This is a genomic window from Erythrobacter sp. S249, assembly GCF_057364975.1.
This window is the reverse complement of sequence record NZ_CP200287.1, coordinates 2,503,327-2,527,339: the sequence shown is the minus strand read 5'-3', so window position 1 is coordinate 2,527,339 and position 24,013 is coordinate 2,503,327. Positions and strand designations below refer to the sequence as shown.

General features: G+C 60.3%; 22 protein-coding genes. 9 read left to right on the top strand and 13 right to left on the bottom strand.

What is annotated here, in order from left to right:
- Positions 1–51 precede the first annotated feature (51 nt).
- From AC0V6V_RS11920 to AC0V6V_RS11910, 3 genes are all read right to left on the bottom strand, one after another.
- A complete protein-coding gene (locus tag AC0V6V_RS11920) occupies positions 52–603 on the bottom strand; it encodes a hypothetical protein (RefSeq protein WP_486165583.1) in 552 nt (183 codons plus the stop codon).
- Positions 604–721: 118 nt separating this feature from the next.
- Positions 722–3,301, bottom strand: coding sequence for an ATP-dependent chaperone ClpB (clpB, locus tag AC0V6V_RS11915; protein WP_486165582.1), 2,580 nt, complete (start codon positions 3,299–3,301; stop codon positions 722–724).
- 126 nt (positions 3,302–3,427) lie between these two features.
- Positions 3,428–4,873, bottom strand: a complete 1,446-nt coding sequence (locus AC0V6V_RS11910; RefSeq protein ID WP_486165581.1) for an ATP-binding protein — start codon at positions 4,871–4,873, stop codon at positions 3,428–3,430.
- A gap of 132 nt (positions 4,874–5,005) precedes the next feature.
- Here AC0V6V_RS11910 and AC0V6V_RS11905 point away from each other — a divergent pair, with 132 nt between their 5' ends.
- From AC0V6V_RS11905 to AC0V6V_RS11890, 4 genes are all read left to right on the top strand, one after another.
- Complete coding sequence (locus AC0V6V_RS11905; RefSeq protein ID WP_486165580.1) at positions 5,006–7,240, top strand: acylase; 2,235 nt, start codon at positions 5,006–5,008, stop codon at positions 7,238–7,240.
- A gap of 88 nt (positions 7,241–7,328) precedes the next feature.
- Positions 7,329–10,166, top strand: a complete 2,838-nt coding sequence (locus tag AC0V6V_RS11900; protein WP_486165579.1) for a M16 family metallopeptidase — start codon at positions 7,329–7,331, stop codon at positions 10,164–10,166.
- Between the two features lie 127 nt (positions 10,167–10,293).
- On the top strand, positions 10,294–10,596 hold the full coding sequence (locus AC0V6V_RS11895; protein ID WP_486165578.1) for a hypothetical protein: 303 nt from the start codon (positions 10,294–10,296) through the stop codon (positions 10,594–10,596).
- 214 nt (positions 10,597–10,810) lie between these two features.
- Positions 10,811–12,409, top strand: a complete 1,599-nt coding sequence (locus AC0V6V_RS11890; RefSeq protein WP_486165577.1) for a peroxidase family protein — start codon at positions 10,811–10,813, stop codon at positions 12,407–12,409.
- Positions 12,410–12,435: 26 nt separating this feature from the next.
- Here the strand turns inward: AC0V6V_RS11890 and AC0V6V_RS11885 are convergent, their stop codons facing one another.
- The 10 genes from AC0V6V_RS11885 to AC0V6V_RS11840 all read right to left on the bottom strand — a co-directional run bounded on the left by AC0V6V_RS11885 (position 12,436) and on the right by AC0V6V_RS11840 (position 20,639).
- Positions 12,436–13,356: a DMP19 family protein gene (locus AC0V6V_RS11885; protein WP_486165576.1), complete on the bottom strand. Its 921-nt coding sequence runs from the start codon at positions 13,354–13,356 to the stop codon at positions 12,436–12,438.
- 48 nt (positions 13,357–13,404) lie between these two features.
- Positions 13,405–14,901, bottom strand: a complete 1,497-nt coding sequence (gene gatB, locus AC0V6V_RS11880; protein WP_486165575.1) for an Asp-tRNA(Asn)/Glu-tRNA(Gln) amidotransferase subunit GatB — start codon at positions 14,899–14,901, stop codon at positions 13,405–13,407.
- Positions 14,901–15,758, bottom strand: coding sequence for an FkbM family methyltransferase (locus tag AC0V6V_RS11875; protein ID WP_486165574.1), 858 nt, complete (start codon positions 15,756–15,758; stop codon positions 14,901–14,903). The genes gatB and AC0V6V_RS11875 overlap by 1 nt, the downstream gene beginning before the upstream one ends.
- A complete protein-coding gene (locus tag AC0V6V_RS11870; RefSeq protein ID WP_486166342.1) occupies positions 15,755–16,936 on the bottom strand; it encodes a glycosyltransferase family 4 protein in 1,182 nt (393 codons plus the stop codon). The genes AC0V6V_RS11875 and AC0V6V_RS11870 overlap by 4 nt, the downstream gene beginning before the upstream one ends.
- Positions 16,929–17,186 (bottom strand): hypothetical protein, encoded by a 258-nt coding sequence (locus tag AC0V6V_RS11865; protein WP_486165572.1) that lies wholly within the window; start codon positions 17,184–17,186, stop codon positions 16,929–16,931. Before AC0V6V_RS11865 ends, AC0V6V_RS11870 begins: the two co-directional genes overlap by 8 nt.
- A 1-nt stretch (position 17,187) precedes the next feature.
- On the bottom strand, positions 17,188–18,669 hold the full coding sequence (gene gatA, locus AC0V6V_RS11860) for an Asp-tRNA(Asn)/Glu-tRNA(Gln) amidotransferase subunit GatA (RefSeq protein WP_486165571.1): 1,482 nt from the start codon (positions 18,667–18,669) through the stop codon (positions 17,188–17,190).
- A gap of 1 nt (position 18,670) precedes the next feature.
- On the bottom strand, positions 18,671–18,973 hold the full coding sequence (gatC, locus tag AC0V6V_RS11855; protein WP_486165570.1) for an Asp-tRNA(Asn)/Glu-tRNA(Gln) amidotransferase subunit GatC: 303 nt from the start codon (positions 18,971–18,973) through the stop codon (positions 18,671–18,673).
- Between the two features lie 22 nt (positions 18,974–18,995).
- Positions 18,996–19,601: an FKBP-type peptidyl-prolyl cis-trans isomerase gene (locus tag AC0V6V_RS11850; protein WP_486165569.1), complete on the bottom strand. Its 606-nt coding sequence runs from the start codon at positions 19,599–19,601 to the stop codon at positions 18,996–18,998.
- Positions 19,602–19,715: 114 nt separating this feature from the next.
- Positions 19,716–19,922 carry a 30S ribosomal protein S21 gene (gene rpsU / locus AC0V6V_RS11845; protein ID WP_006834591.1) on the bottom strand — a complete coding sequence of 69 codons (207 nt, stop codon included), beginning with the start codon at positions 19,920–19,922 and terminating at the stop codon, positions 19,716–19,718.
- A gap of 174 nt (positions 19,923–20,096) precedes the next feature.
- Positions 20,097–20,639 carry a DUF4287 domain-containing protein gene (locus AC0V6V_RS11840; protein ID WP_486165568.1) on the bottom strand — a complete coding sequence of 181 codons (543 nt, stop codon included), beginning with the start codon at positions 20,637–20,639 and terminating at the stop codon, positions 20,097–20,099.
- Positions 20,640–20,755: 116 nt separating this feature from the next.
- Here AC0V6V_RS11840 and crcB point away from each other — a divergent pair, with 116 nt between their 5' ends.
- From crcB to AC0V6V_RS11815, 5 genes are read left to right on the top strand one after another with little or no spacing between them, the layout of a single operon-like run.
- The gene (gene crcB / locus AC0V6V_RS11835) at positions 20,756–21,160 is read left to right on the top strand and encodes a fluoride efflux transporter CrcB (protein WP_486165567.1); all 405 of its coding nucleotides are present in this window, start codon (positions 20,756–20,758) and stop codon (positions 21,158–21,160) included.
- On the top strand, positions 21,157–22,428 hold the full coding sequence (locus tag AC0V6V_RS11830; RefSeq protein ID WP_486165566.1) for an RluA family pseudouridine synthase: 1,272 nt from the start codon (positions 21,157–21,159) through the stop codon (positions 22,426–22,428). Before crcB ends, AC0V6V_RS11830 begins: the two co-directional genes overlap by 4 nt.
- Complete coding sequence (locus AC0V6V_RS11825; protein WP_486165565.1) at positions 22,425–23,084, top strand: HAD-IA family hydrolase; 660 nt, start codon at positions 22,425–22,427, stop codon at positions 23,082–23,084. Before AC0V6V_RS11830 ends, AC0V6V_RS11825 begins: the two co-directional genes overlap by 4 nt.
- Positions 23,081–23,314: a hypothetical protein gene (locus tag AC0V6V_RS11820; RefSeq protein WP_486165564.1), complete on the top strand. Its 234-nt coding sequence runs from the start codon at positions 23,081–23,083 to the stop codon at positions 23,312–23,314. The genes AC0V6V_RS11825 and AC0V6V_RS11820 overlap by 4 nt, the downstream gene beginning before the upstream one ends.
- The gene (locus tag AC0V6V_RS11815; protein ID WP_486165563.1) at positions 23,311–24,012 is read left to right on the top strand and encodes an ATP12 family chaperone protein; all 702 of its coding nucleotides are present in this window, start codon (positions 23,311–23,313) and stop codon (positions 24,010–24,012) included. The genes AC0V6V_RS11820 and AC0V6V_RS11815 overlap by 4 nt, the downstream gene beginning before the upstream one ends.
- The last annotated feature ends 1 nt before the right edge of the window (position 24,013 follow it).

Genomic DNA, 24,013 nt, shown 5'->3' with positions numbered 1-24,013 from the left:
CAGCCTAATTCTTAAGAAACAGTCCGAGATCTCTCTCGTCAGACTATCCCATCATTCTACACGGCGCATTTTCAACCATGGATTGTTACGGATCTTGACCAAAAAGCTCCCTAGGGAGGCACGTTTAATCAAGACTGCATCATCTACTCGAGGGCTTCTAGATAAACTGCGGCTATCGGTCTGCTCCCAAATCGATCCATTGCTCAAGCGGATACGCCACTTGCCCCGACCGAACTGCCGAGAAGACACTATTGATGTACTTACTTCATCGATATTTTCGGTTTCTTGGTCATCGCCACCAAAGAGTTTGATCCTTGGGAGGTTGAAGCCAAACAGTCCCTTGCGGGCTTCTTTGACGTCCTCGCGATCCGCAATGATCAACTCGTTGTCCGCTTCGGCCTTGTCCAAGGCATCGACCCTAGCGTCATAACAAGCCACTCGTTCTTCTATCGCTTCAATCTGCCGACAATCGAGCAACTGAGAGAAAATCTCAGGCCTATCAGTTTCCAATTCGGGTTGCTTCTGTGACCAAGCAGGAGAAGCTTGAAATGCCAAAACTGCGCTACAGGCCAGTGCCGCTGCTTTCACTGAGTGGTTTTCCATAAAGATCGCTTTCTAAGAAGGTCGGACAAGAGTTAAAGATGCTAACAGCGGCAGCCGCACGCATCAAACATCTGTTACCTCTGGGCGCTAAACGCTGCCAAACCTCTAGGCCAAGCCCCTAGCTCTCGACGTCCATCTTCAGCTCGCCGTCGCCTTCATCGATCTTTACCGTCGAGCCATCGGGCACGCCGCCTTCCAGCAGCTTCTCGGCCAGCGGGTCCTGCAAATAACGCTGCACCGCCCGTTTTAGTGGCCTTGCGCCGTAGACGGGATCATAGCCCACCCGGCCCAGCCAGCGCAGCGCCGCTTCCGTCAGGTCGAGCTCAATCTTGCGGTCCTTCAGCAGCTTTTGCACGCGTTTCACCTGGATCGCGACGATCGGTGCCATGTGCTCCATCGCCAGGCGGTGGAACAGGATGATCTCATCTAGGCGGTTGAGGAATTCTGGGCGGAAATGCCCGCGCACCACATCCATCACCTCGTTCTCGACATCGGCAACTTTGCCGTCATCGGGGAGGTTGGAGAGGAACTGACTGCCGAGGTTTGAGGTCAGGATGATCAGCGTGTTCGCAAAGTCGACCACGCGGCCCTGCCCATCGGTCAAGCGGCCATCGTCGAGCACTTGTAGCAACACATTGAACACATCGGTGTGGGCCTTCTCGACCTCGTCGAACAGCACCACCTGATAGGGCCTGCGCCGCACCGCTTCTGTCAGCACCCCGCCCTCATCATAGCCGACATAGCCAGGAGGCGCGCCGATCAGGCGGGCGACCGAGTGCTTCTCCATAAATTCGCTCATATCGATGCGGACCAGCGCTTGGTCATCATCGAACAGAAATTCAGCGAGCGCCTTGGTCAGCTCGGTCTTGCCGACGCCGGTTGGGCCGAGGAACAGGAACGAGCCAAGCGGGCGGCCCGGGTCTTGCAAGCCGGCACGCGCGCGGCGCACGGCCTTGGAGACGGCGACAATCGCATCGGACTGGCCGATCACGCGCTTGCCGATGATCTCTTCCATCTGCAGCAGCTTGTCGCGCTCGCCCTCCATCATCCGTTCCATCGGGATGCCAGTCCAGCGGGCCACAACGCCTGCGATGTCCTCTTCGGTCACCTCTTCGCGCAGCAGCGCGTTTTCATTGAGGTCTTCGGCCTCTTCCAGGCGCTTCTCCAGCTCCGGGATCTTGCCATAGGAAAGCTCCCCTGCCTTGGCGAGGTCGCCCACCCGCTGCGCCTGCTCCAGCTCTAGGCGGGCGGCATCAAGCTCTTCCTTGATCTTGCCTTCGGCCTGGATCTTGTCGCGCTCATTCTGCCAGCGTGTGGTCAGCTCAGCGCTTTCCTGCTCCAAATTGGCCAGCTCTTCGCGCAGAGCGACAAGGCGATCCTTGGAATTGGCATCCCCTTCTTTCTCGAGCGCGCTTTCTTCGATCTTCAGCTGGATGATGCGGCGATCAAGCTCGTCGATCTCCTCCGGCTTGCTCTCCACCTCCATGCGAATGCGGCTCGCGGCCTCATCCATCAGGTCGATCGCTTTATCGGGCAGGAAGCGGTTCTGGATATAACGGTTGGATAGCTGCGCCGAGGCGACCAGCGCGCCATCGGTGATCCGTACGCCGTGGTGCAGCTCATATTTCTCTTTCAGGCCGCGCAGGATGCTGATCGTGTCCTCAACGCTTGGCTCGTCGATATAGACCATCTGAAAACGCCGCTGCAGCGCCGGGTCTTTCTCGACATATTTCTGATATTCATCGAGCGTGGTCGCACCGATACAATGCAACTCGCCGCGCGATAGAGCCGGTTTCAGAAGGTTGGAGGCATCCATGCTGCCTTCGCTCGCGCCTGCACCGATCAGAGTGTGCATCTCGTCAATGAACAGGATGATCTGCCCATCGGCGTTCTTCACTTCGTCGAGTACGGATTTCAGCCGTTCTTCAAACTCGCCGCGGTACTTCGCGCCCGCGATCAGCGCGCCCATATCGAGCGACATCAGCGTGCGGCCTTTGAGGCTGTCGGGCACATCACCATTGGCAATGCGCAGCGCGAGGCCTTCGGCAATCGCGGTCTTACCCGTGCCCGGTTCGCCGATCAGCGCCGGGTTGTTCTTGGTCCGCCGCGCGAGGATCTGGATTGTCCGGCGGATTTCCTCGTCCCGGCCAATCACTGGATCGAGTTTGCCGTCGCGCGCCGCTTGGGTCAGATCGCGGGCGAATTTCTCCATCGCATCGTAGGAGCTTTCCGCATTCGCGCTGTCGGCTTTGCGTCCGCCGCGCAGCTGATCGATGGCGGAATTGAGGCTCTGCGGCGTCACGCTAGCCGCCTTCATCGCCTCGCCAGTGGCGCCCGGCGCAAGTGACAGGGCAACCAGCAGCATTTCGACCGTCACATAGCTGTCACCGGCTTTCTCCGCGATCTGCTCCGCATTATCGAGCACGCGCACGGTGTCATTGTCTAGGCCCGGAGTTTGCTGAGCGCCGCCGCCGGTCACAACCGGGATCTTGCCCAGCCCTTCGTCGACCTTGCTGACCGCCAGGCCAGCCTCGCCGCCGGCGCGCTGGATCAATCCGGCCGCCATGCCTTCCTCGTCTTCGAGCAGCGCCTTCAGCAGGTGCAGGGGCGTAATCCGCTGGTGGTTCATGCGGATCGCAACTGTCTGCGCGCTTTGCAAAAAGCCCTTGGCCCGGTCGGTGAATTTTTCGAGATTCATAAAAGACCCCTCGTTTAAAAATAGCTGCCCTCAAAAGAGGTGTGTTACTCGCATATAGGGGTTACCCCAATTGTTGCGAGGGGGCAGCGGAAATTTCAGGCGATTTCAGGCGCCAGCAGCGGCAAATCAGGAGGCTGCAATGCCCTCAAGACCGGGCACCATGATCGTGCGCACACCGCCGAAATCCTCGCGTACGACGATCACACCCTGCTTTTCCAGATGGTCGAGCAAGCGCCGGATGCGGCCAGGAGAGCTGGTACCATAGGCGCGCGCCAGCGCATCCTCATCGACCTCGGTTTCGCCAGCATGGGCCGCGCTGGCAATGACTAGCCACGGGGCTAGCAAGTCTTCTTCAACCTGCCCCGCCAACTGCAGGATGCGCGCACGGGTCGCCTCATCCAAATCATCCAGCCGTGCGCCTGCGATAGCGAAATCGCGGCGGAACACCTGCATATCTGGCATCGGGCCGATAATCCGCTCCCGGCGGCAGCGCGCAAGGAAGGATTGATACTGAGAACTCGCCGATTGAAACGCAGCGTCCTTTGACCCCGCAAGCTCTTTGATGATCGCTGCGATCCGCTCCTGCACATCGGTTTGCGGCGCGGCATCCGCTGCGCCTGCGGGCGCTTCTTCGCTTCGAGCAATGCTCTGCTCAACCGCCTCAATCGGCGGAGCGGGCGGCGGCGAAGGCGCGGGATTGGCTTTGGCAGCCTCTGCGGCCAAATCCTGCGTTAGCAGAGCCTCCATATCGGCGGGCCCCTGTGCAGGCATTGGCATCAATCCGCCGACGTCGTCTTTCTTGCCCGATTTCACCGGACCAATCTTCACCGCGACCGGGCGGCGGCTGATCGCGGGGCCAAGCGCCAGAAAATAGCCGCGCTCCAGCTCGCGAATGCGCTCCGCCTGTCTGCGCTCCATGCCCAGTAGATCGGCGGCGCGCACCATGTCGATATCGAGGAAGGTCCGCCCCATCAGGAAGTTGGAGGCTTCCGCCGCGACGTTCTTCGCCAGCTTCGCCAGACGCTGGGTCGCCACCACACCTGCTAGGCCGCGCTTGCGCCCGCGGCACATCAAATTGGTCATCGCGCCCAAGGTCATCCGGCGCGTATCCTCGGCGATCTCGCCCGCGACCGAGGGCGCAAACATCTGCGCCTCGTCCACGACAACCAGAGCGGGAAACCAGTGTTCGCGCGGGGCATCGAACAGAGCGGCGATGAATTGCGCGGCGCAGCGGATTTGCTGCTCAACCTCCAGCCCCTCCAACGCCAGAACCACGCTGGCGCGGTGTTCGCGGATACGGCGAGCCAGCGCCTCGATCTCGCCTGCGGAATAGGCAGCGGCATCGATCACGATGTGGCCGAACTCATCAGCTAGGGAGGTAAAGTCGCCCTCAGGATCGATCACGACCTGCTGCACCATTTGCGAGCTTTCCTCGAGCAAGCGGCGCAGCAAATGCGATTTTCCGCTGCCCGAATTGCCCTGAACCAGCAGCCGGGTCGCCAGCAATTCTTCGATATCGAACTGCACCGGCGTGCCGGAGGCTTCGTGGCCGATGGTGATCTGAGCTTTCACAGACACCTGCGTAGCGAGCCGAATCCACAAAGCGGAAGAGCCCGCATCCTCCTAATCCCCAATCCCCTTCGCACGCGGCGCCCCTTCACCGGCAGAGAAATGCGCGCTAGCAAGGCAGTCAGAGGAGAGTTTATGCGCAAATGGATTACCCGGGCCGGGTTTACCGCGCTCGCATTGGCTTTTGTCGCCGTGGTCGGACTAATGACGTGGGAGCCGTTTTTCGCCTACACCGCTGAGGCTCCGGACAAGAAGCAATACAACGCCGAGATCATTCGCGATGAATTTGGCGTGCCCAAGATTTACGGCAAGACCGATGCTGATGTCGCCTTTGGCGTAGCGATTGCGCAGGCAGAGGATGACTTCTTCACATTGCAGGATGTCGCAGCAATGTCGCGCGGGCGCTACGGCGCGATTGCCGGCGAGGAAGGCGCGCAGTTCGATTTTGCCTATCACCTGCTCGATGCGCGCGGCACGGCGGACCGGCATTATGACGCCCTGCCAGCCGACACACGCGCGCTTTTCGAAGCCTATGCCGCCGGTCTCAATCAATATGCAGCGGACCATCCGGGCGAGCTAAAGCTTGCGAACCTCTTTCCCATGGACGGCAAAGATATTGCCGCCGGTTTCGCCCTGCGCCAACCGCTCTTCTTTGGGCTGAACAATGTAATCGGGCAGCTGGTCACTGGCGAGGAATTGCGCCGCGAGTTTGGGCCCGACATTCCGGGTTTTCCGCGCGCGGTCCTGCCAAGCAATGATGCGCCAGGGGCAACGGGGAATGAGAGCGAGCAAGCCTCCTACCGCCCTCACCCCTTACCGGCGACGGGCGATGATGCGGGATTGCTGGGGTCAAACGCCTTTGCAGTCACGCCGGAAAAATCGGGCGGGCCGACGACGCTGATCTCCAATTCGCACCAGCCGCTGCGCGGCGGGGTCGCTTGGTACGAGCTGACGGTAGAGAGCGAGGAAGGCTGGCATTTCACCGGGGCCAATTTCCCCGGATCACCCTTCGCATTCCTTGGTCACAACCGCCACCTTGGCTGGACCAATACGGTCAATCGCCCGGATATGACGGATATATATGAGCTGACCTTGGATGAGAGCGGCACGCGCTATGAGCTCGATGGCGAATGGCGCGATCTCGAAAGCAAGACCGTGACCCTGCCGGTAAAGCTCGGCCCGATCACCCTGCCCGTGCGCCGCACCGTGCATCGCAGCGTCCACGGCCCGGTCATCATCAATGACACGGGCGCTTTTGCGATCCGTTATGGCGCGATGGACAGTCTCGATCAGCTCGATGCCTATTACCGCCTCAACAAGACGACCGATCTGGAGGAATGGCAGACGCAAATGGCGCGGATGGACATTCCCAGCACGAATTTCATCTATGCCGATAAGGCGGGCAATATCGCCTATGTCTACAATGCGGCGATCCCGGACCGGCCGGAGCTAGACGAGGTGCAGGCCAATTGGCGCGGCGTGCTGCCCGGCAATCGCAGCGATCTGATCTGGGAGGGAACGGTGAGCTATGAGGAGCTGCCCAAGCTGATCAATCCAACGAGCGGGTGGCTCTACAACGCAAATAACGAGCCGTTCACTGCGGCTGGCGCTGGCAGCGATCTCGACCCTGCGGATTTCTCACCCGTACTGGGCGTGGAGCGCAAGCAGACCAATCGTTCTCGCCGCGCGTGGAAACTGCTGAGCGAAACCGAAGTGCTTGACCGGGCCAATCTGGAACGGATCAAATATGACGTGACCTATGAACGCGCGGGCTATGTCGCGGATTTGTGGGATGCGGTGGAGGCGCTTGATCCAGCAGGAGACGCTGACCTTGCCGAGGCGCGCGATCTGTTACTCAGCTGGGATTTCACCGCCGACAGCGAAGGCCCGGCTGATGCGCTCGCCCTGTTGATGATCCGGGAATACATGTCGGCAGAATATCAGAACAAGAACGATGCGCCCGATACGCGCGAATTCCTACTGGAGAAGCGCGCCCATCTGATGGAGCATTTCGGCAGGTTGGACCCGCCCATGTCAGAGCTTCTGCGGCTGCGCCAAGGGGATGTTGATCTGCCACTCGATGGCGGGTCAGACACTTTGCGCGCCTCGACCACCTGGCAGGTCGATGAAGATGGTCGACTATCGCTGGTTCACGGCGACAGCTTTATCCAATGGGTTGAGTGGCCGGTCGATGGCGGGCGGGTGTTTTCCCGCTCGATCCAACCCTTTGGCGCGGCCATCACCCGGCCAGACAGCCCGCACTACACCGATCAGATGCAATTGTTCGTCGATCACCAGTTGAAGCCGGTTTATTTCTGGCGCGACGACGTGATCGCCAACGCCGCGCAGCGTTATACCGTTAGCAATTGAGCGCAATCATGCTTATTTGCTGAATATTCAAAACGATCAGGCCGAAACCAACAGGCCAATTTCAAGCACAGCTTCTTTGGGGACTATTATGCTTTCGCGTTTCACCACAACTTTCACCGCCGTCGGCCTCGCGCTTGCCGCGACCGCAGCGACGCCTGCTCTGGCGGATAATCATGCCGCAGCCTCTGAGGCGACCACCGATCTTAGTGATCTGGTGTCCCAGGTTGCCATTCCGCATGAGGCATTCGAGCTTGAAAACGGGCTGACCGTGATCGTTCACGAAGACCGCAAGGCGCCGATTGTTGCTGTCGCAGTGTGGTACAATGTCGGCTCCAAGGACGAGCCGAAAGGCAAGACCGGCTTCGCTCACCTGTTTGAACACCTGATGTTCAATGGGTCGGAAAACGCCCCGAATGACTATTTCCAATATCTGCAGGAAATGGGCGCGACCGATTACAACGGCACGACCAGCTTTGACCGGACGAATTATTTCCAAACGGTTCCCCGCCCTGCACTGGAACGCGCACTGTGGCTGGAAAGCGACCGCATGGGCTATCTGCTTGGCGCGGTGACGCAGGAAAAGCTCGATAACCAGCGCGGCGTTGTCCAAAATGAAAAGCGTCAGGGCGACAACCAGCCTGGCGGGCTCGTGTTTTACGAGATCGTCGAAACGCTGTTTCCAAAGCCGCACCCGTACGGCCACACCCCCATCGGATCGATGGCTGACCTCGATGCTGCATCGATGGACGATGTGCGCAATTGGTTCCGCAATAAATACGGCCCCAACAACGCAACGATCGTTTTGGCCGGTGATGTATCCGCCGCCGAGGCGCGCACACTGGTTGAAAAATACTTCGGAGCAATTGCGCGCGGCCCGGTGAACACCCCTGCTGCGGCTGAAGTACCGACTTTGGTCCAGGACGTGCGCACGGTAATGAAGGACAAGGTCGCCGCCACCAACGTCGCCAAATATTGGCCTGCCCCTGGCATTGCTGACCGCGAATTGACAGCGCTGAATGTCGGCGCGCAAATCTTGGGCGGGCTGTCATCCAGCCGCCTTGACCAAATTCTGGTGCGCGAAGAGCAATTGGCCGTCAGCGTTTCTGCCGGCAATTTCGCGTTCCAGCGTGTTGGCGTGCTGAACGTTGGTGCAACGCTCAGGCCAGGTGTTGAGCTGGAAACGCTCGAAACCCGCCTTAACGAGCTGATCGCTGAATTCATCGAAACTGGCCCAACAGAGGACGAGGTTCGCCGCGCGGCAACCAGCAATCTGGCAGGCACAATCCGGGGCCTCGAGCAAGTCGGCGGGTTCGGCGGTAAAGCGGTGACGCTGGCGCAGGGTGAGGTCTTCGTCGATGACCCAGACTTCTATGCAAAACAGCTCAATGCGCTTGCCACGATCACGCCTGCTGAAGTGAAGGCGGCGATGCAAAAGTGGTTCACCCGCCCGTCAATGACCCTGGTCCTGGAGCCTGGCGAACGCGACGCAGCCTATGAAGAGGCGGCTTCGGTTGAGGCCGCCGCAGACGATGCTGCCCCGGCGGACAACACGCTCACCGTTTCGGTGGAGCGCCCAGCGCCGCCGATCGACACCGTGGCAGAGCTCGACTTCCCCGATGTGCAGCGCGCGACCTTGGCCAATGGCATGCAGGTCACCTATGCAAAACGTGACGCGGTCCCTGCGACCTATGTCACCCTGTCCTTCGATGCCGGTGGTTCTTCTGACCCAGCGGGCAAAGACGGGCTTGCTGGCCTGACGCTTGGCCTGTTTGACGAAGGCACAGCAGAGATGTCCTCGCAAGACATCGCAGAGGCGCGGGAGCGCTTGGGCGTGAGCATCTCCAGCAACACCAGCGCCGATCGCTCCACCTTCCAGCTTTCCGCGCTTTCAGCAAACCTCACCCCGTCGCTCGACCTGATGTCGACAATCATTCGTGAGCCTGCGTTTGAAGTGAGCGAGCTGGAGCGTGTCCGCGCTCAAACCATCACCGGTATCAAACAGCAGATGAACTCGCCGCAAGGCGTGGCCGTGCGCGCGATTGGCCCGGAAGTTTTCGGCGCTGACAATCCATACGGAAACACCAGCACGGTTGAGAGCGTCAGCGCGATCACTCGCGATGATCTGGTCGCGTTCAAAGACAGCTGGATCCGCCCGGACAATGGCGAGGTTTTCGTCATTTCTGATCGTCCTCTGGATGAAATCGTCACCTCGCTCAACGCAGTGTTTGGCGATTGGACCGCTCCGGCGGCTACCAAAGGCGCCAAGAACTTTGGCGATGTCGCCGAGGCTGAGGGCAATCGGATCATCCTGATCAACCGCCCGAACTCACCGCAAAGCTTCATCCTGGGGGCGCAACTGACCCCGCTTGATGCTAGCGATCCGGCTTATGTCGACTTTACCAATGCCAACAATTCTCTCGGCGGCAATTTCCTCGCCCGCCTGAATATGAACCTGCGGGAGACCAAGGGTTGGAGCTATGGCGTGCGCGGCGGAGCACAGGCGCGTGAAAACGCGGTCGTCTATCAAATCTCTGGCGGCGTTCAGGCCGATCGCACCGGCGATTCGGTGGCGGAGATGATCCGCGAGACCACTGAGTTCCTCACCGCCAGCGGCGTGACCGACGAAGAGCTTGCTCGCAATGTCGCCGCCGAAGTCGGTGAACTGCCCGGCCGGTTCGAAACCTCTGGCGCGGTTCTGCGCGCGTTGCAGACCAACGCCCAGTTTGGCCGCCCGGACAATTACTATGAGACACTGGTAGAGCGCTATCGCGGCCAGACGAAAGAAAGCCTGGATGCCGCCGCACGCGCCGCGATCAGCGCCGACAAATTCGTTTGGGTTGTGGTTGGCGATGCCAGCGTCGTTCAAAGTCAGCTGGAGCAGCTCGGGATGCCTGTGGAGGTGCGCGAGCTGCCGTCAGCCGAATAATCGCATGAGGTTATGTTCAGCCACTACGCCGCTCTGGCGATAGTGGTTGAACACTACTGACACGCGTGTAAATGAGGATGCCAGAGTTTCTGAGCACCCCGCTCAGTCAAGACCAACGGAGAATTTTATGTCACTTTCAGGTAGCTATAACACCACCGTTAAAAGCCCAATGGGCGACCAAGCCGGCACGTTCACGATCGTCGACAATGGCGACGGCACATTCAGCGGCAACATGGCCGGCGGAATGGGTTCGATGGATGTCGAAAACGGCAAGGTCGACGGCAACACGCTGACCTGGGAAATGAACATGACTGTTCCAATGCCAATGAAGCTTGAGTGCGAAGCCACCATCGAAGGCGACACACTGGCTGGCAACGTCAACGCAGGCGCTTTCGGCGCAATGCCAGTGACCGGCACCAAAGCTGCCTAAGCCACTCGCATCATAGCGAATACAAGGGGTCGTCGGAGCAATCCGGCGGCCCTTTTGTTTTGGGCGATTGGTTTGAGAAGGGCTCGCCGGACTGGCTCTCTCGCCTCCGATAAGGCCACCTAGAAAGTTGTCGGATATCGACAATCTTGCCCGCCCGTGATGCGCTACACCCTCTGCTGAGCGGCGGTGCCGCAAGCAGGGAGGTCAGGCGTTCATGCTTATCACAATCGCATATCGTATCGCAGCGATCCTATCGAAAATTTCACCGGGGATCGCACGCTGGATCAATGGCTTTGCAATTGGCCGCTTGGTCAAGAAGACACGCAGCCGCCCGCATCCATGGAGCACACTGAGCGAGCATGTCAGCTGGCGCGGCCTGACCGACCGCAGCTACAGCGCGCGGCACCTGCCAGCCGCGACCATTCCCGATCTGCCGGATAGCGCGCGGGTCGCCGATCTGTTCCGCGTGCCTGATGGCGCGGCGCAGCGGCTGTGCCCGAAATCCACCTGTCTGTTTCCGGCCTTCGCGCAATATCTCACTGATGGCTTCATCCGCACGATGATCTCCAACAATTTCGCCACGGGCGAGAGTTTTGAGGACCGCGCGCGCAACACCTCCAACCACGAGATTGACCTGTGCCCGCTCTATGGCCGCACCCAATTGCAGGTTCACACCCTGCGCACTCTCTCCGAAGAGCCAGGCAAGCGCGGAAAATTGAAATCCGAGATCGTAAACGGAGAAGAATATCCGCTGCGCCTGTTCCAACCCGGCGGGATGGCGTTCAACCCGGAATTTGTCGGCAAAGATGGTGAGCCGCTGCTCGATACGCCGCTGGGCATTGACCACACCACGCCGGAAATGCGCGAGACCTTGTTCGCGGTCGGCGGTGACCGCGCAAATGCCGCGCCGCAAGTGACGATGCTCAACACGCTTTTCCTGCGCGAGCACAACCGGCTGGCTGATGTGATCGCCAGCAGCCATCCCGATTGGAACGATGGCCGGGTGTTTGACGCCGCGCGTGCTTGCAACACCGTGATCTTCATCAAGATCGTGGTTGAGGAATATATCAATCACATCAACTCGACCCCGCTAATGCTAAAGGCCGATCCCTCCGCCGCGTGGAAGGCAGAATGGAACAAGCCAAACTGGATCAGCGCCGAGTTCAGCCTGCTCTACCGCTGGCATTCGCTGATCCCGCAAACGATGGTCTGGGCGGGAGAGACACTGCCCGGAGGCGCTTTGCGGCTGAACAATGCGGCGGTGCTGGAACATGGGCTCGCAAGCGCCTTTGCCGACATCAGCGCCAATCAGGCGACCGAGCTCGGCCTGCACAACACCGCGACATTCCTGGTCGACGTGGAGGAGAGCGCGGTCAAGCAAGCGCGGCACAATGATATCGCGCCCTTCACCCACTATCAGGCGGCCTTTGGCGAGGAGCCTGCGCGCAGTTTCGCCGATATCACCCCGGACCGCGCGCTGCAGAGCGAACTGGAAAGCCTGTATGGCAGCGTCGACCGACTCGAATTTTACACCGGACTGTTTGCTCAGCCGCGCACCAAAGACGGCCCGCTACCATCGCTGCTGCAAACCATGGTGGCAGTGGACGCGTTCTCGCAGGCTCTCACCAATCCGCTGCTCTCAGAGCACATCTGGGGCGATCCAGCGGTCCAGCGCGATACTTTCACCCCGCAAGGCATCGAGGCGATAGAAACGGCCTCAACCGTGCGCGACGTCCTGATCCGCAATGCCGAGGGCCTTGGTGACCGCTTTGTCGGGATGACCCGCGAAGGTTGGAGGCCGGGGCAGGAGTGAGCAGCTAAAATTGCGAAAAGGCGGCCCTAATCAAGGTCATCTGCGTCCTTGAGCAACTCCTTGATCGCTTTCTTATCGGCCAGCGTTAAGCCGCTCGCATAGATTGAGAGCAGCTCTGCGCCCTTTAGCGACAAAGACGTGTGATCCACTTGGCCATCAGCATCATAGCTTTCTGCGATGCCATGACGGTCCATGATGCCACGAGTTGTCGCGTGCCTGATCAGCCCGGTGTCATCGAATTCCCGCTGTGCGCTGATGCCTGTTTTGAAATCGACCCATATCCGGTCGCGCCGATCAAAATCGAGAAACCCGCGGCTTTCCACCTCGACATGCATACGATCAGGCGTGAACCAAACGGTTAGAACATCATGCTTTGTTTTGACTTCATTGGGGCCAATCGGAAAGCCGTTTTCAAAACGATAGGACGCATCGCGTTTATCCGGAATGATATCGAGATAGGCCTCCGGCTCCCGGCAAATCGCACCATAGAGTTTCATGCGAATTTGATCGTTCGCCGCAAAGAAGCGGTTTTCCAATTCCTCAAATCGATTGTCGGAAAACAGTTCTTCTGGCCATTCATCATCACCGGGCGGTGACGCAGCGTTGGCCTTACCCCGAACGCGAGCGACATCCTGCGCCACCTTGTCCCACGACGCATGAGCTTCTGCCATGAAGGCTGCGCCTTCGCTCAGGTCCGGGTGGCGTTTCGCAATTTCCGCTGCGCGCGCAAAATCGGGCAAATGAAAGGCCTGATTGAAAAAATACTGCATCACCCCGCCATTTGAGACCTCAGCATCAAAAATGTCGTAGTAAATGATCGCGCGCACCAGATCAGGATATCGGCCCAAATCGTCATAGCGCATCGCGCCAGTGATCGCGCCAATCATATAGGGCGCGCTGGCAAGAAAGCCGGTCCATGTCGTCTTTGGCTTGACCGTTTCCGCCATCTCTTACCTTTGTCGAAGCGCTCACCTAAGCAGCGGCTGCAGTACAGCCTAGCCGAGCTTATCCTTCAGGATCTGGTTGACCACGCCGGGATTGGCTTTGCCCTGCATTGCCTTCATGGTTTGCCCAACGAAGAAGCCGAACAGCTTATCCTTGCCGCCCTTATATTGCTCAACCTTGTCCGCATTATTCGCAAGGATTTCGTCGATCGCCGCCTCAATCGCGCCGGTATCACTGACTTGCTTCAGGCCTTCAGTATCGGCAATTTCGGTCGGCTCGCGCCCGGTTTTCAGAACGATTTCATAAATCTCTTTCGCCTGACCGCCGCTGATCTCGCCCGCATCCTGCATTTTCAGAATCGCGGCCTGAGCCTCTGCGGTTGCGTGCTCAGCATTGGCCTCATCGCCCAGAATTTTCATCACGCCCGGCGCGACTGACAGCGTCCAGTTCGCAACTTGTGTGGCGACCTTTGCCTCTGGCTTGCCAATCGCGCCTGCGACCGCGCCGAGCAGCGTTTCAAAGCGCGCAAATGTCTCCACCTCAGCGGACAGCTCGCGCGCATTATACGGCGTCAGGCCCAGCTCATCGGTGTAGCGCGTGCGCTTGGCATCGGGGAGTTCCGGCAGGCTGGCCCGGCATTCTTCGAGGAAGGAATCCTCCAGCTCTACCGGCAGCAGGTCGGGATCGGGGAAGTAGCGATAATCATGCGCGTCTTCCTTGCTGCGCATGGTCCGCGTGGTGCCGGTGGCGACGTCGAACAGGCGGGTTTCCTGATCAACCGTACCGCCGCCTTCGATCACATCGACCTGGCGGCTGGCCTCATATTCGATGACCTGCATGACAAAGCGGACGGAGTTCACATTCTTCGTCTCGGTCCGCGTGCCCAGCGGATCGCCCGGCTTGCGCACAGAGACATTGACGTCGGCCCGCATGGAGCCTTCTTCCATATTGCCATCGCAGCTGCCGACATAGCGCAGGATGCTGCGCAATTTGCGCACGTATGCGCCCGCTTCTGCGGGGCTGCGCATATCCGCCTTAGAGACGATTTCCATCAGCGCGACGCCGCTGCGGTTGAGATCGACATAGGACATGGTCGGGTGTTGATCATGCATCAGCTTTCCCGCGTCTTGCTCCACGTGGATGCGCTCAATCCCGATGACTTTGTCCTCTGGAATGCCCGCCTTCTCATCGGCTTCGACCAGCAGTTCGCCCTCGCCCACAATCGGGTGGTACAGCTGGGAGATCTGATAGCCTTGCGGCAAATCGGCATAGAAGTAATTCTTGCGATCAAAGCGTGACCATTTGTTGATCTCAGCCTTGATCGCCATGCCGGTGCGCACGGCCTGCCGGATGCATTCGGCATTGGGTACAGGCAGCATGCCGGGCATGGCCGCATCGACTAGGCTCACCTGCGTATTTGGCTCTGCGCCAAATTCGGTCGAGGCCCCTGAAAAGAGCTTGGAATTGCTCGTCACCTGCGCGTGCACTTCGAGGCCGATTACGACCTCCCATTCGCCCGTTGCGCCCTGAATGCGGTAGTTACTCATCAATCCTCCGATGGCTCGTCAGCGGACGACTTTGCCGATGACGAGTGCAAGAAAACCAGATTGCTCAAGCCGGGATAGCGGCTGAATTCTTCTGCTTTGCGATAGCCGAGCTCCTCTAGCAATGCCATTGCTTTTGCGCGATGGCTTTCCTCGATTTCGGCGAAAATTGGCGGGGTGCTGCGCGCGAGCGTTTCGGCAAGGCCGCCAAGCACGGCGAGTTCGTGCCCTTCGGCATCGATCTTGATGAAATCCACGTGCGTTTCGGCGAGCACTTTGTCGCCGCGTGCCAGGGTGATGCCTTGCGCTTCGCTGGGGCCTGTGGCCGCGTCGTCAATCCGCGCCGCGCCGAGATTATTGGTGGTGAAGGCCAGCTGCGCCGCGCCGTCCTCATCTGACAGGCCAAGGGTGTAAACCGTTGTTTTTTCAGTCAGACCGTTGAGCGCCAGATTGACCTCGAGCAAAGCCTGCGCCTCTGGATTGGGTTCAAATGCGAAGATGCGGGTCGCACCAAGGGCTGTGCCTGCAAACACCGCGTGATTGCCGACATTTGCGCCGACATCGACATAGGTTCCGCCGTTGAAATAGCGAGCGATGATGGCGAGCTCTTCCGGCTCGTAAAACCGGCCGCGCACGTGCTCTTTCTGGATCAGGTCCCGCTCATTGCTGACGAAAAAGCGCGCGGTGTGCTCGCCGTGGGCGACGGGCGCGATAACGCCGCGCAGCTCGCTCGTAGCTTGCTTGCCCCAGCCGAGCGAGAACCCGGCATAGCCGCCGGTGCGCGCATTGGTCATCGGGCGAATGGTGAGGCCGCGCCTGCTCGCGGCGCCGCGCGCTTTGGCCAGCAGCTTGCGGATCATGATGCGGCGTCCTCAATCAAGTGCTTCATCGCTTTTGCCCAAACGCTCCAATCCAAGCGTTCCTCACTATCACGCAAAGCCGCCGCCGACAGCGCCTGATAACGCGCGGGGTCATTGGCGAGCGCGGCGATGGTGATGGCGAAGTCATCTGCGCCCGCATCTGGGGGGAGGAGCAGCCCGGTTTCGCCGTGCTTCACCACCGTTTCCACCCCGCCTGTGGCATAGGAAACGCAAGGCAAAGCCATCGCGGCGGCTTCTGCAAACACCATGCCCAGCGCCTCTGCGCGGGTCGGCAGGACAAAGAGATGTGCGCCCTCATACAGCGCCTCCAACTGAGCGGCCTCTTCAGGATTGCTCTTGTCGAGCCGCCCGTGAAAACGGACATTGTCTGGCACGGGTCCGCGAGCGGCAGAGGCCTGCACCCCAACGATATCGAGCGTGCATTCGGTTCCGCGCTCCGCCAGCAACCGCGCGGTGTCGAGGGCAATTTCACCGCCCTTGCGATCCCACGCAATGCCCACGAACAGGAGCTTAAGCGGGCCATCCGTCAGTGTGCGCACCTGAGGCGCGGTCGGCTTGGCCATGTTCGGCCCCCAGGGCAGCACCGCGATCTTTGCCGGATCAATGCCAAAGTCTTCGCTCGCAGAGGTCGCCGCCCAATCGGAGGGATAGGTGAGCCACTGCGCCTGCTCCATCGCGGCGCGCTCCATCGCGCTGAACCCGCTGCGCACGCGCGGCCACAGGCGCTGCATCTCTGGGTAGTAGCGGGTCAGCGCAGTGCTGGTCGCATCGGAGACTAGGATTTGCCGAGTATCCTCGCCCAGCATGCCCGCGAGGCCAGAAGATGCGGTGGAGACATAGACATCCGCTCCGCTCTTTCGCAGCCGCCGCCGCGCAGGCGCGCTCGCCAGCCGGATAACCCAGCGCAGCATGCGAATGTCGATCCGCCCTCCGCTCACCCGCAGGATCAGGCGCGCAAGCGGATGGAGGAAACGCGGGAACGGGCGGCGCTCAACATAGGTAACATCGCAGACCTCGCGCAGCGCGCTCAGCGCATAAAAGGGCGTGCCGGACCACAATTTGATGTCGAGCGGATCGCCGCCTGCAAAAAATGCGACTTTAGGCGAGCGTGAGGGGATGGCAGCGGGCTGCGCCGAGGTAAACGTAGGCTCAGGCATCCCCGCTCGTGTCAGTGCCCGCGTCTTTTTCGCCCGGCTCAATGCGTTTCGCCGGTGTCGGATCCTCCGGCTGCCCGCCTACCCGGCTCGCAGGCTCATCAAAGGTGGAGACCTTGGGCAATGTCTTGCCGCTCTCGCTGTCAAAGCGCGCCTCGCCGTGATCAATCGTCTTCGCCAGATACATGGCGAGACCCGCCAAAAGCACAAAAGCGACCAAGAACACCATGATGAAAATGGCGGTGAAGGTCATCCTACCACCACTTCTCCGGCGCGTGGTCGAAGCCAGAACGCTGCTGGATCGCGAGGCCCGCGTCGAGCACGGTCTGCTCGTCATAGGCCTTGCCCACCAATTGTAGCCCGAGCGGCAAGCCGTCGGAATTCAGCATCGCAGGCACGCTCATCGCGGGCAGTCCCGCCAGCGAGGCCGGCACGGCGAACACATCGTTCAGATACATCGTCAGCGGATCGGCATCGAGCGAACCCAATGGGAAGCTGGCCGTTGGCGTGGTCGGGGCGAGGATCAGATCGCATTCGTCCCAGGCCTTCTCAAAGTCCTGCGCCACCAAAGCGCGGATTTTCTGCGCCTGATTGTAATAGGCATCGTAAAAGCCCGCTGAGAGCACATAGGTACCGATCAGAATGCGGCGCTTCACCTCATCGCCAAAGCCCGCCGCGCGGGTTTCGGCATACATATCCTGCAGGCCTGCCCCATCGGGCAGATCGCGCAAGCCGTAGCGTACGCCGTCATAGCGCGCGAGGTTCGAAGACGCCTCTGCCGGCGCGATGATGTAGTATGCGGGCAGCGCATATTTGGTGTGCGGCAGCGAGACATCGACGATCTCTGCCCCGGCATCTTTCAGCCATGCTTTGCCCTGTTCCCAGCTGTCGAGGATCGCCTGATCGGTGCCCTCCATCCGGTATTCGCGCGGGATGCCAACCTTTTTGCCCTTAAGGTCCGCCGACAAAGCCGCTTCCCAGTTCGGCACATCAACCTTTAGCGAAGTCGAGTCTTTCGGATCAAACCCGGCCATTGCGCCCAGCATGATCGCGCAATCTTCAACCGAGCGCGCCATTGGCCCGGCCTGATCGAGCGAGGAAGCAAACGCCACAACGCCCCAACGTGAGCAGCGACCATAGGTTGGCTTAATCCCGCAAATGCCGGTGAAGGCGGCGGGCTGACGGATTGAGCCGCCAGTGTCTGTGCCGGTCGCAGCGGGCGCAATCCGCGCGGCTACCGCGCTGGACGAACCGCCGGAAGAACCGCCGGGAGACATGGCCGCATTGGAGCCCTCCTTGCGCCAAGGCGAGGAGACATTGCCGAAATAGCTGGTCTCGTTCGAGCTGCCCATGGCGAACTGATCGAGGTTCAGCTTGCCCAGCATGCCTGCGCCAGCGGCCCAGAGGTTACTGGAGACGGTGCTTTCGTATTGCGGGGTGAAGCCTTCCAGAATGTGGCTCGCCGCGGTGGTTTGCACACCCTTGGTGGCGAACAAATCCTTCATGCCAATCGGCACACCGCCCATCGCGCCCAGCTCTTCGCCTTTGGCTCGTTTCGCGTCCGTAGCATCCGCTGCGGCTAGCGCATGGTCAGGCGTTGCGACGATAAAGGCGTTAAGCGCGCTCGCTTCTGCAACGGCGGCGTTGAAGCCTTCCGCCACTTCGCGGGCGGTAAAATCGCCCTTGGCCACGCCATCGCGGATGGCCTTGATCCCGAGATTGGTAAGTTCAGTCATATTATTCGATTACCTTCGGCACGCCGAAAAAGCCGTGCTCTGCCGCTGGCGCGTTGGCCAGCACATCATCGCGCCGCCCGCCTGCGGTCTTGGGATCGGCATCGATCACGTCATCACGCAGACGCAGGGCGTTGGGGATGACCGCGCTCATTGGCTCAACGCCGCTGGTGTCAACTTCGCCCAGCTGCTCAACCCAATCGAGGATATTGCTAAGCTCTGGCGCCATACGCTCCAGCTCCTCATCGCCCATCTTGATCCGGGCGAGCTTCGCGATCTTTTCAACGGTGGCTCTATCGACCGACATAATGATTGCGTCCTTCTGGCGATTATTGACCCGGCTGAATTTGCTGCGGCGCGCCTTCTGGTGGAGGACCACCAGGGCCGCCCGGACCACCTGGCCCGCCAAGCCCTGCTGCGCCCATAGCTTGCTGCAGAATGCCAATTTTCCGCTGGAATTCTTCCTCGGTCATAAAGTCGATCATCTCGACTTCAAACACGAGGTCCGCGCCCGCTGGGATTGGCGCATTTGGCGGCGGCGCATCGCCATATGCTTGATCGGCCGGAATGAAGAGCTCGTATTGGCCGCCGCGCTGCATTTGCACCGCACCATCACGGAAACCGGGCAGCATTTGAGAGAGCGGCAGCGGATTGCCGTCTGGGAAGATGCCGTCAACCGGCAGCGGGATGTCCTGAGATTCGTCGAACACCTCGCCAGTGTCAGCGAGCTTGCCCTTATACTTCACGAACACGACGTCTTCCGGCCCCGGCATTTCGCCCGTGCCTTCTACGATGGTGTCGAGCGAGAGGCCCTTTGGCATAGCCGACCATGCCAGCGCACCGCCGATAAGAATGGCAATCAGCACGCCAAGCCACAGCTTGGTCAGCGAGCCCTTGGCAATCGGCTGCAACGGAACGCGAGTAACTTCGGCCATGTATCAATCCTGATATAAAGGTGGCGCCAAACAAAAGGGCGCGGAATGAACCCGCGCCCTGATGGCTTATCATGTTGGTGCATTCAAGCGAATATCGCTCGAAAAACGGACGGCTTACTTGATGCCGTCGCGTTCCATACGCTTACGCTCAAGCTTGCGTGCGCGGCGCACAGCAGCGGCCTTTTCACGGGCGCGCTTCTCGCTTGGCTTTTCGTAGTGACGACGCAATTTCATTTCGCGGTACACGCCTTCACGCTGCAGCTTCTTCTTGAGCGCGCGCAGGGCTTGATCAACATTGTTATCGCGAACCATGATTTGCATAAAGCGAAACTACCTTCTCAAATTCAATCGGGCCCGCACAATTCAGCGCGGGGAGCACCATCTATAGAAACAACGAAAATTGCGCCGAATCCATACGGAACGGCTAAATCTGAGTCGCGCCTAGTGGATTTGCGGCCCTATGGCAAGTTTTTGTGCGGGGGCGATGCGGTAAGTTTAGCCTGCCCGATCATAGGCCTCGCGCAGCCACGCCTTCACCTCGTCATCAAAATCGCCTGAGCTTTCCAGCCGTACGCGGTGGCTGCACATGGCGTTATAGCTCTCCAGCCGCCCAGCTGGCTCATCGCCTTTCAGCGCGAGGCCTAGGTCAATCCGGGTCTTGGTCGCCGGAGTGATCAGCGCAAATTGCTTGGCCCGGCGCAGGCTAACGCTCGACTTTTTGGGCGCTACCTCCACATCGCCGCCCAGCGCATTGGCATAGAGCACAATCATATCGTGAATGCTCCGCAGCCCCGCTTTGCCGCCGGAATATTGCTCCGCGACCAGGTCCACCTCTTCGCCGGTTTCCTTCGATTTTGCGACCAGCAGATTGGCAAATCCATGCGAGACGCCGTGCTCGTTTTTGAGCAGGCTCATGATCTCGCCATGCTTCGTCAGGCCAGAGCCATTGATGATATCGATCCAATCCTGCAGCGACTTGCCGGTCTTTTCAGGAATGTTGGCGATCATCGTCGCGAGCTGTTGATCGGGCGTTGCCATATGTGTTCTCCCCTCCAGAGGCTGAGCAGAGTAGCAAACTTGCAGCGGAGAATAAAATCGCGCCTGCTGGCATTGCGCAGATGACGAATGCGGCCGCCCCGTCTAAGAGCCTCGCAATGTCTGCCACACTTTCTCCTTTCATGGCCACGTCCACGGTTGCGCTTGGCGGCGCTGTGGGCGCTGCTGCGCGCTATCAATTGGGCCGCGGCTTTGCGCATTTCCTTGGCGTGCCCGGCACGTTTCCGTGGGCGACGTTGACCGCAAATGTGCTGGGCAGCCTGGCGATGGGCGTGCTGTTCGGCTGGCTGGCCCGCCATGGCGGGGCGAGCGAAGGTATGCGTTTGCTGCTGGGTGTCGGCCTGCTCGGCGGGTTCACCACTTTCAGCGCGTTTAGCTTGGAAATGCTGCAGATGATTGAGCGCGGACAGGCAGGCCTTGCGATCGGCTATGCGCTGATCTCTGTTTTGGCGGGCGTCGCGGCGCTTTATGCAGGCCTTATCATTATGCGGGGTGCCCCATGAGCAATTCTGACGCAGAAAACGGCACTGGCGCGGACAAGAACGTGCGCCAGTTCACCGTTGGCGAGGATGACGATGGGATCCGTCTTGATCGCTGGTTTAAGCGCAATTTGCCGCAGATCGGCTTTGCCACTGTGTCGCGCTGGGCGCGAACCGGGCAAATCCGGGTCGATGGCAAACGCGCGAAGCCTGAGGACCGGTTGAGCGAAGGACAAATGCTGCGCGTGCCGCCGGGCGGCGAGCAGAAAGAGCGCGGACCGCGCCAGCGCCGCGAGCTGACCGAGGAAGAAATTCAAGAAGCGCGCGATATGGTGATCCGCGAGACCAAGACCGCGATTGTCTTTAACAAGCCGCCGGGCCTCGCAACCCAAGGCGGCAGCAAGACGCACAAGCATATCGACGGCTTGCTCGACGCGTTTGTGCCCGCAGAGGGCGAGTACAACGCCGGGGTGCGCCCGCGCCTCGTCCACCGGCTCGATAAAGACACCTCTGGCGTACTGCTGGTCGCCCGCACTCCGGGAGCAGCGGCAAGCTATTCCAAGCGGTTTTCCGGGCGCAGCGCGCGCAAGGTTTACTGGGCGCTAGTGGTCGGTATTCCAGAAGTTTCGCAAGGCACGATCGACGCGCCGCTCGCCAAGCAGCCCGGCTCTGGCGGGGAGAAAATGCATGTCGACGAGGAAGACGGCCAACCGGCCAAGACCCGTTACCGCGTCGTGGAGCGGGCCGGCAATCGCACCGCCTGGGTTGAGTTGGAGCCGCTGACCGGGCGCACCCACCAGCTGCGCGTGCACATGGCCGCGATTGGCAATCCGATTGTGGGCGACGGCAAATATGGCGGGCAGGACGCGTTTCTGACCGGCGCGATCAGCCGCAAGATGCACCTACACGCGCGGCGCCTGATTATCTCAGAGCCGGGCCGCGGGACCACTGGCGACAAGAGCGACAAGGGTAAGGAAACCGGTGGCGGACGCCTGGACGTGGTCGCCGATCTGCCAGAGCATTTCGCGGCCAGTATGGAAGCGCTCGGCTTTGACGAAAACGCCAGCAATGCCGATCCGAACCTCGATCTTGCGCCAGAAAAGACCAAGGCCGAAAAGAAACAGGTCGCGCGCCAATACGCCAAGAAATACCGCAAGGAACGCCGGGGCGAACGCAAGACGCGCACCGCTGGCACGCGCGGGAATACCGGCGGAGATCCCAAGGGCAAGAAACGCAAACCGCTCAAGCGCTCTGGCAAGCCCAATGGCAAACCCGCAGGTAAGCGCAAATGAGCGCCGGCGCAGGCAAGCTCGCGGTGTTCGATTGCGATGGCACTTTGGTCGATGGCCAAGCGGACATCTGCGACACGATGCAGCAGGCGTTTGAGCGCGCCAAGCTGACCCCGCCGCCGCGCAATGACGTGCGCCGCATCGTCGGCCTCAGCCTGCCGGTTGCTATCCGCAATCTCGTACCCGGAATTCCCGATGACGATGTGAAGAATGTCGTCGAGTATTACAAAAGCGCCTATTTCGCGCGCCGCCAAGAGGGTCTGCTGCACGAGCCGCTGTATGATGGCATCGCCGACCTGCTGGACCGCCTGCGCGATGACGGCTGGCAGCTGGCCGTGGCGACCGGCAAATCGGATCGCGGGCTAGAAGCGGTGCTGGCCGCGCACAATATTCGCGGACATTTCGTCTCGCTGCAAACCGCCGACCGGCACCCGTCAAAACCGCATCCCGCCATGCTGGAGGCCGCCGTTTTTGAAGCCGGCGCGCGTCCGCAAGACACAGTGATGATCGGCGACACCACTTTCGACATCATGATGGCCGCCGAGGCGAACATCCGCAGCATTGGCGTCGCCTGGGGCTATCACGAGCCGCATGAGCTGACCGAGGCTGGCGCAGCGGGCATCGCGGCGGAGGTTGGCGAGCTGGAGGCGCTGCTATGACGGACCAGCCGCCGATTGATAAGGAACAACAAGCCAAACAGCGCGTCGCCATAATGAGCGGCGCGCGCTTCATAGGCATTGGCGCGGTTATGCTGGGCATTGCGATGACGCGCGGCGTGGTTGAGGGCTATCCCGACTGGCTCGGCTACGTCATCAGCGTGGCGGGACTACTCACCTTTCTTTTCGGTCCCTATGCTTTGGTGCGCCATTGGAAGGGCCCGAAAGAGTGAAGCGGTTCTACAAGCAGGTTGCGGTGACCCAGCTGGATGACGGCGCGGGCTGGCAAGTGACGCTGGATGGCCGGGGCATAAAAACCGTCCGCGGCGCGCCTCAAGCCGTGCCCAGCAAGGCGCTGGCCGAGGCGATGGCGACCGAATGGGACGAGCAAGGCGAAAAGCTCGACACCAGCAAGTTCGTCTACCGCGATATGGCCGATTACGCGCTCGATGTGGTCGAGAGCACGCGCGGCGAGGTGATAACCAAGCTGCTAAATTACGGCGAGACCGACACTCTGTGTTACCGAGCCGACCCAGAGGACGCTTTGTTCGCGCGCCAGCAAGAGGTGTGGGAGCCGCTGCTTCAGCCTTTGGAAGAGGCGGGCGGCTTCACCTTCACCCGGGTCAGCGGCATCGTTCACAAGCCGCAAAGCGAGGCGGCGCTCGCCGCTTTGCGCGCCCGGATCGAAGGGAAAAGCGCATTTGCATTGGCCGGGCTGGAGGCGATGGCATCTTTGGCGTCCTCGCTGATCACCGCCGTTCTGGCGAGCGAGCCGGGTGCGGATGCGGACAGCCTATGGGATGCAGTGTGCCTCGAGGAGCTGTGGCAGGCCGATCTATGGGGCCGCGATGAAGAGGCGGAAGAACGCCGCGCCAAACGCCGCATGGACTTCCTCGCCGCGCATCAGTTTATCACATTAGCGCGCGGCTAAT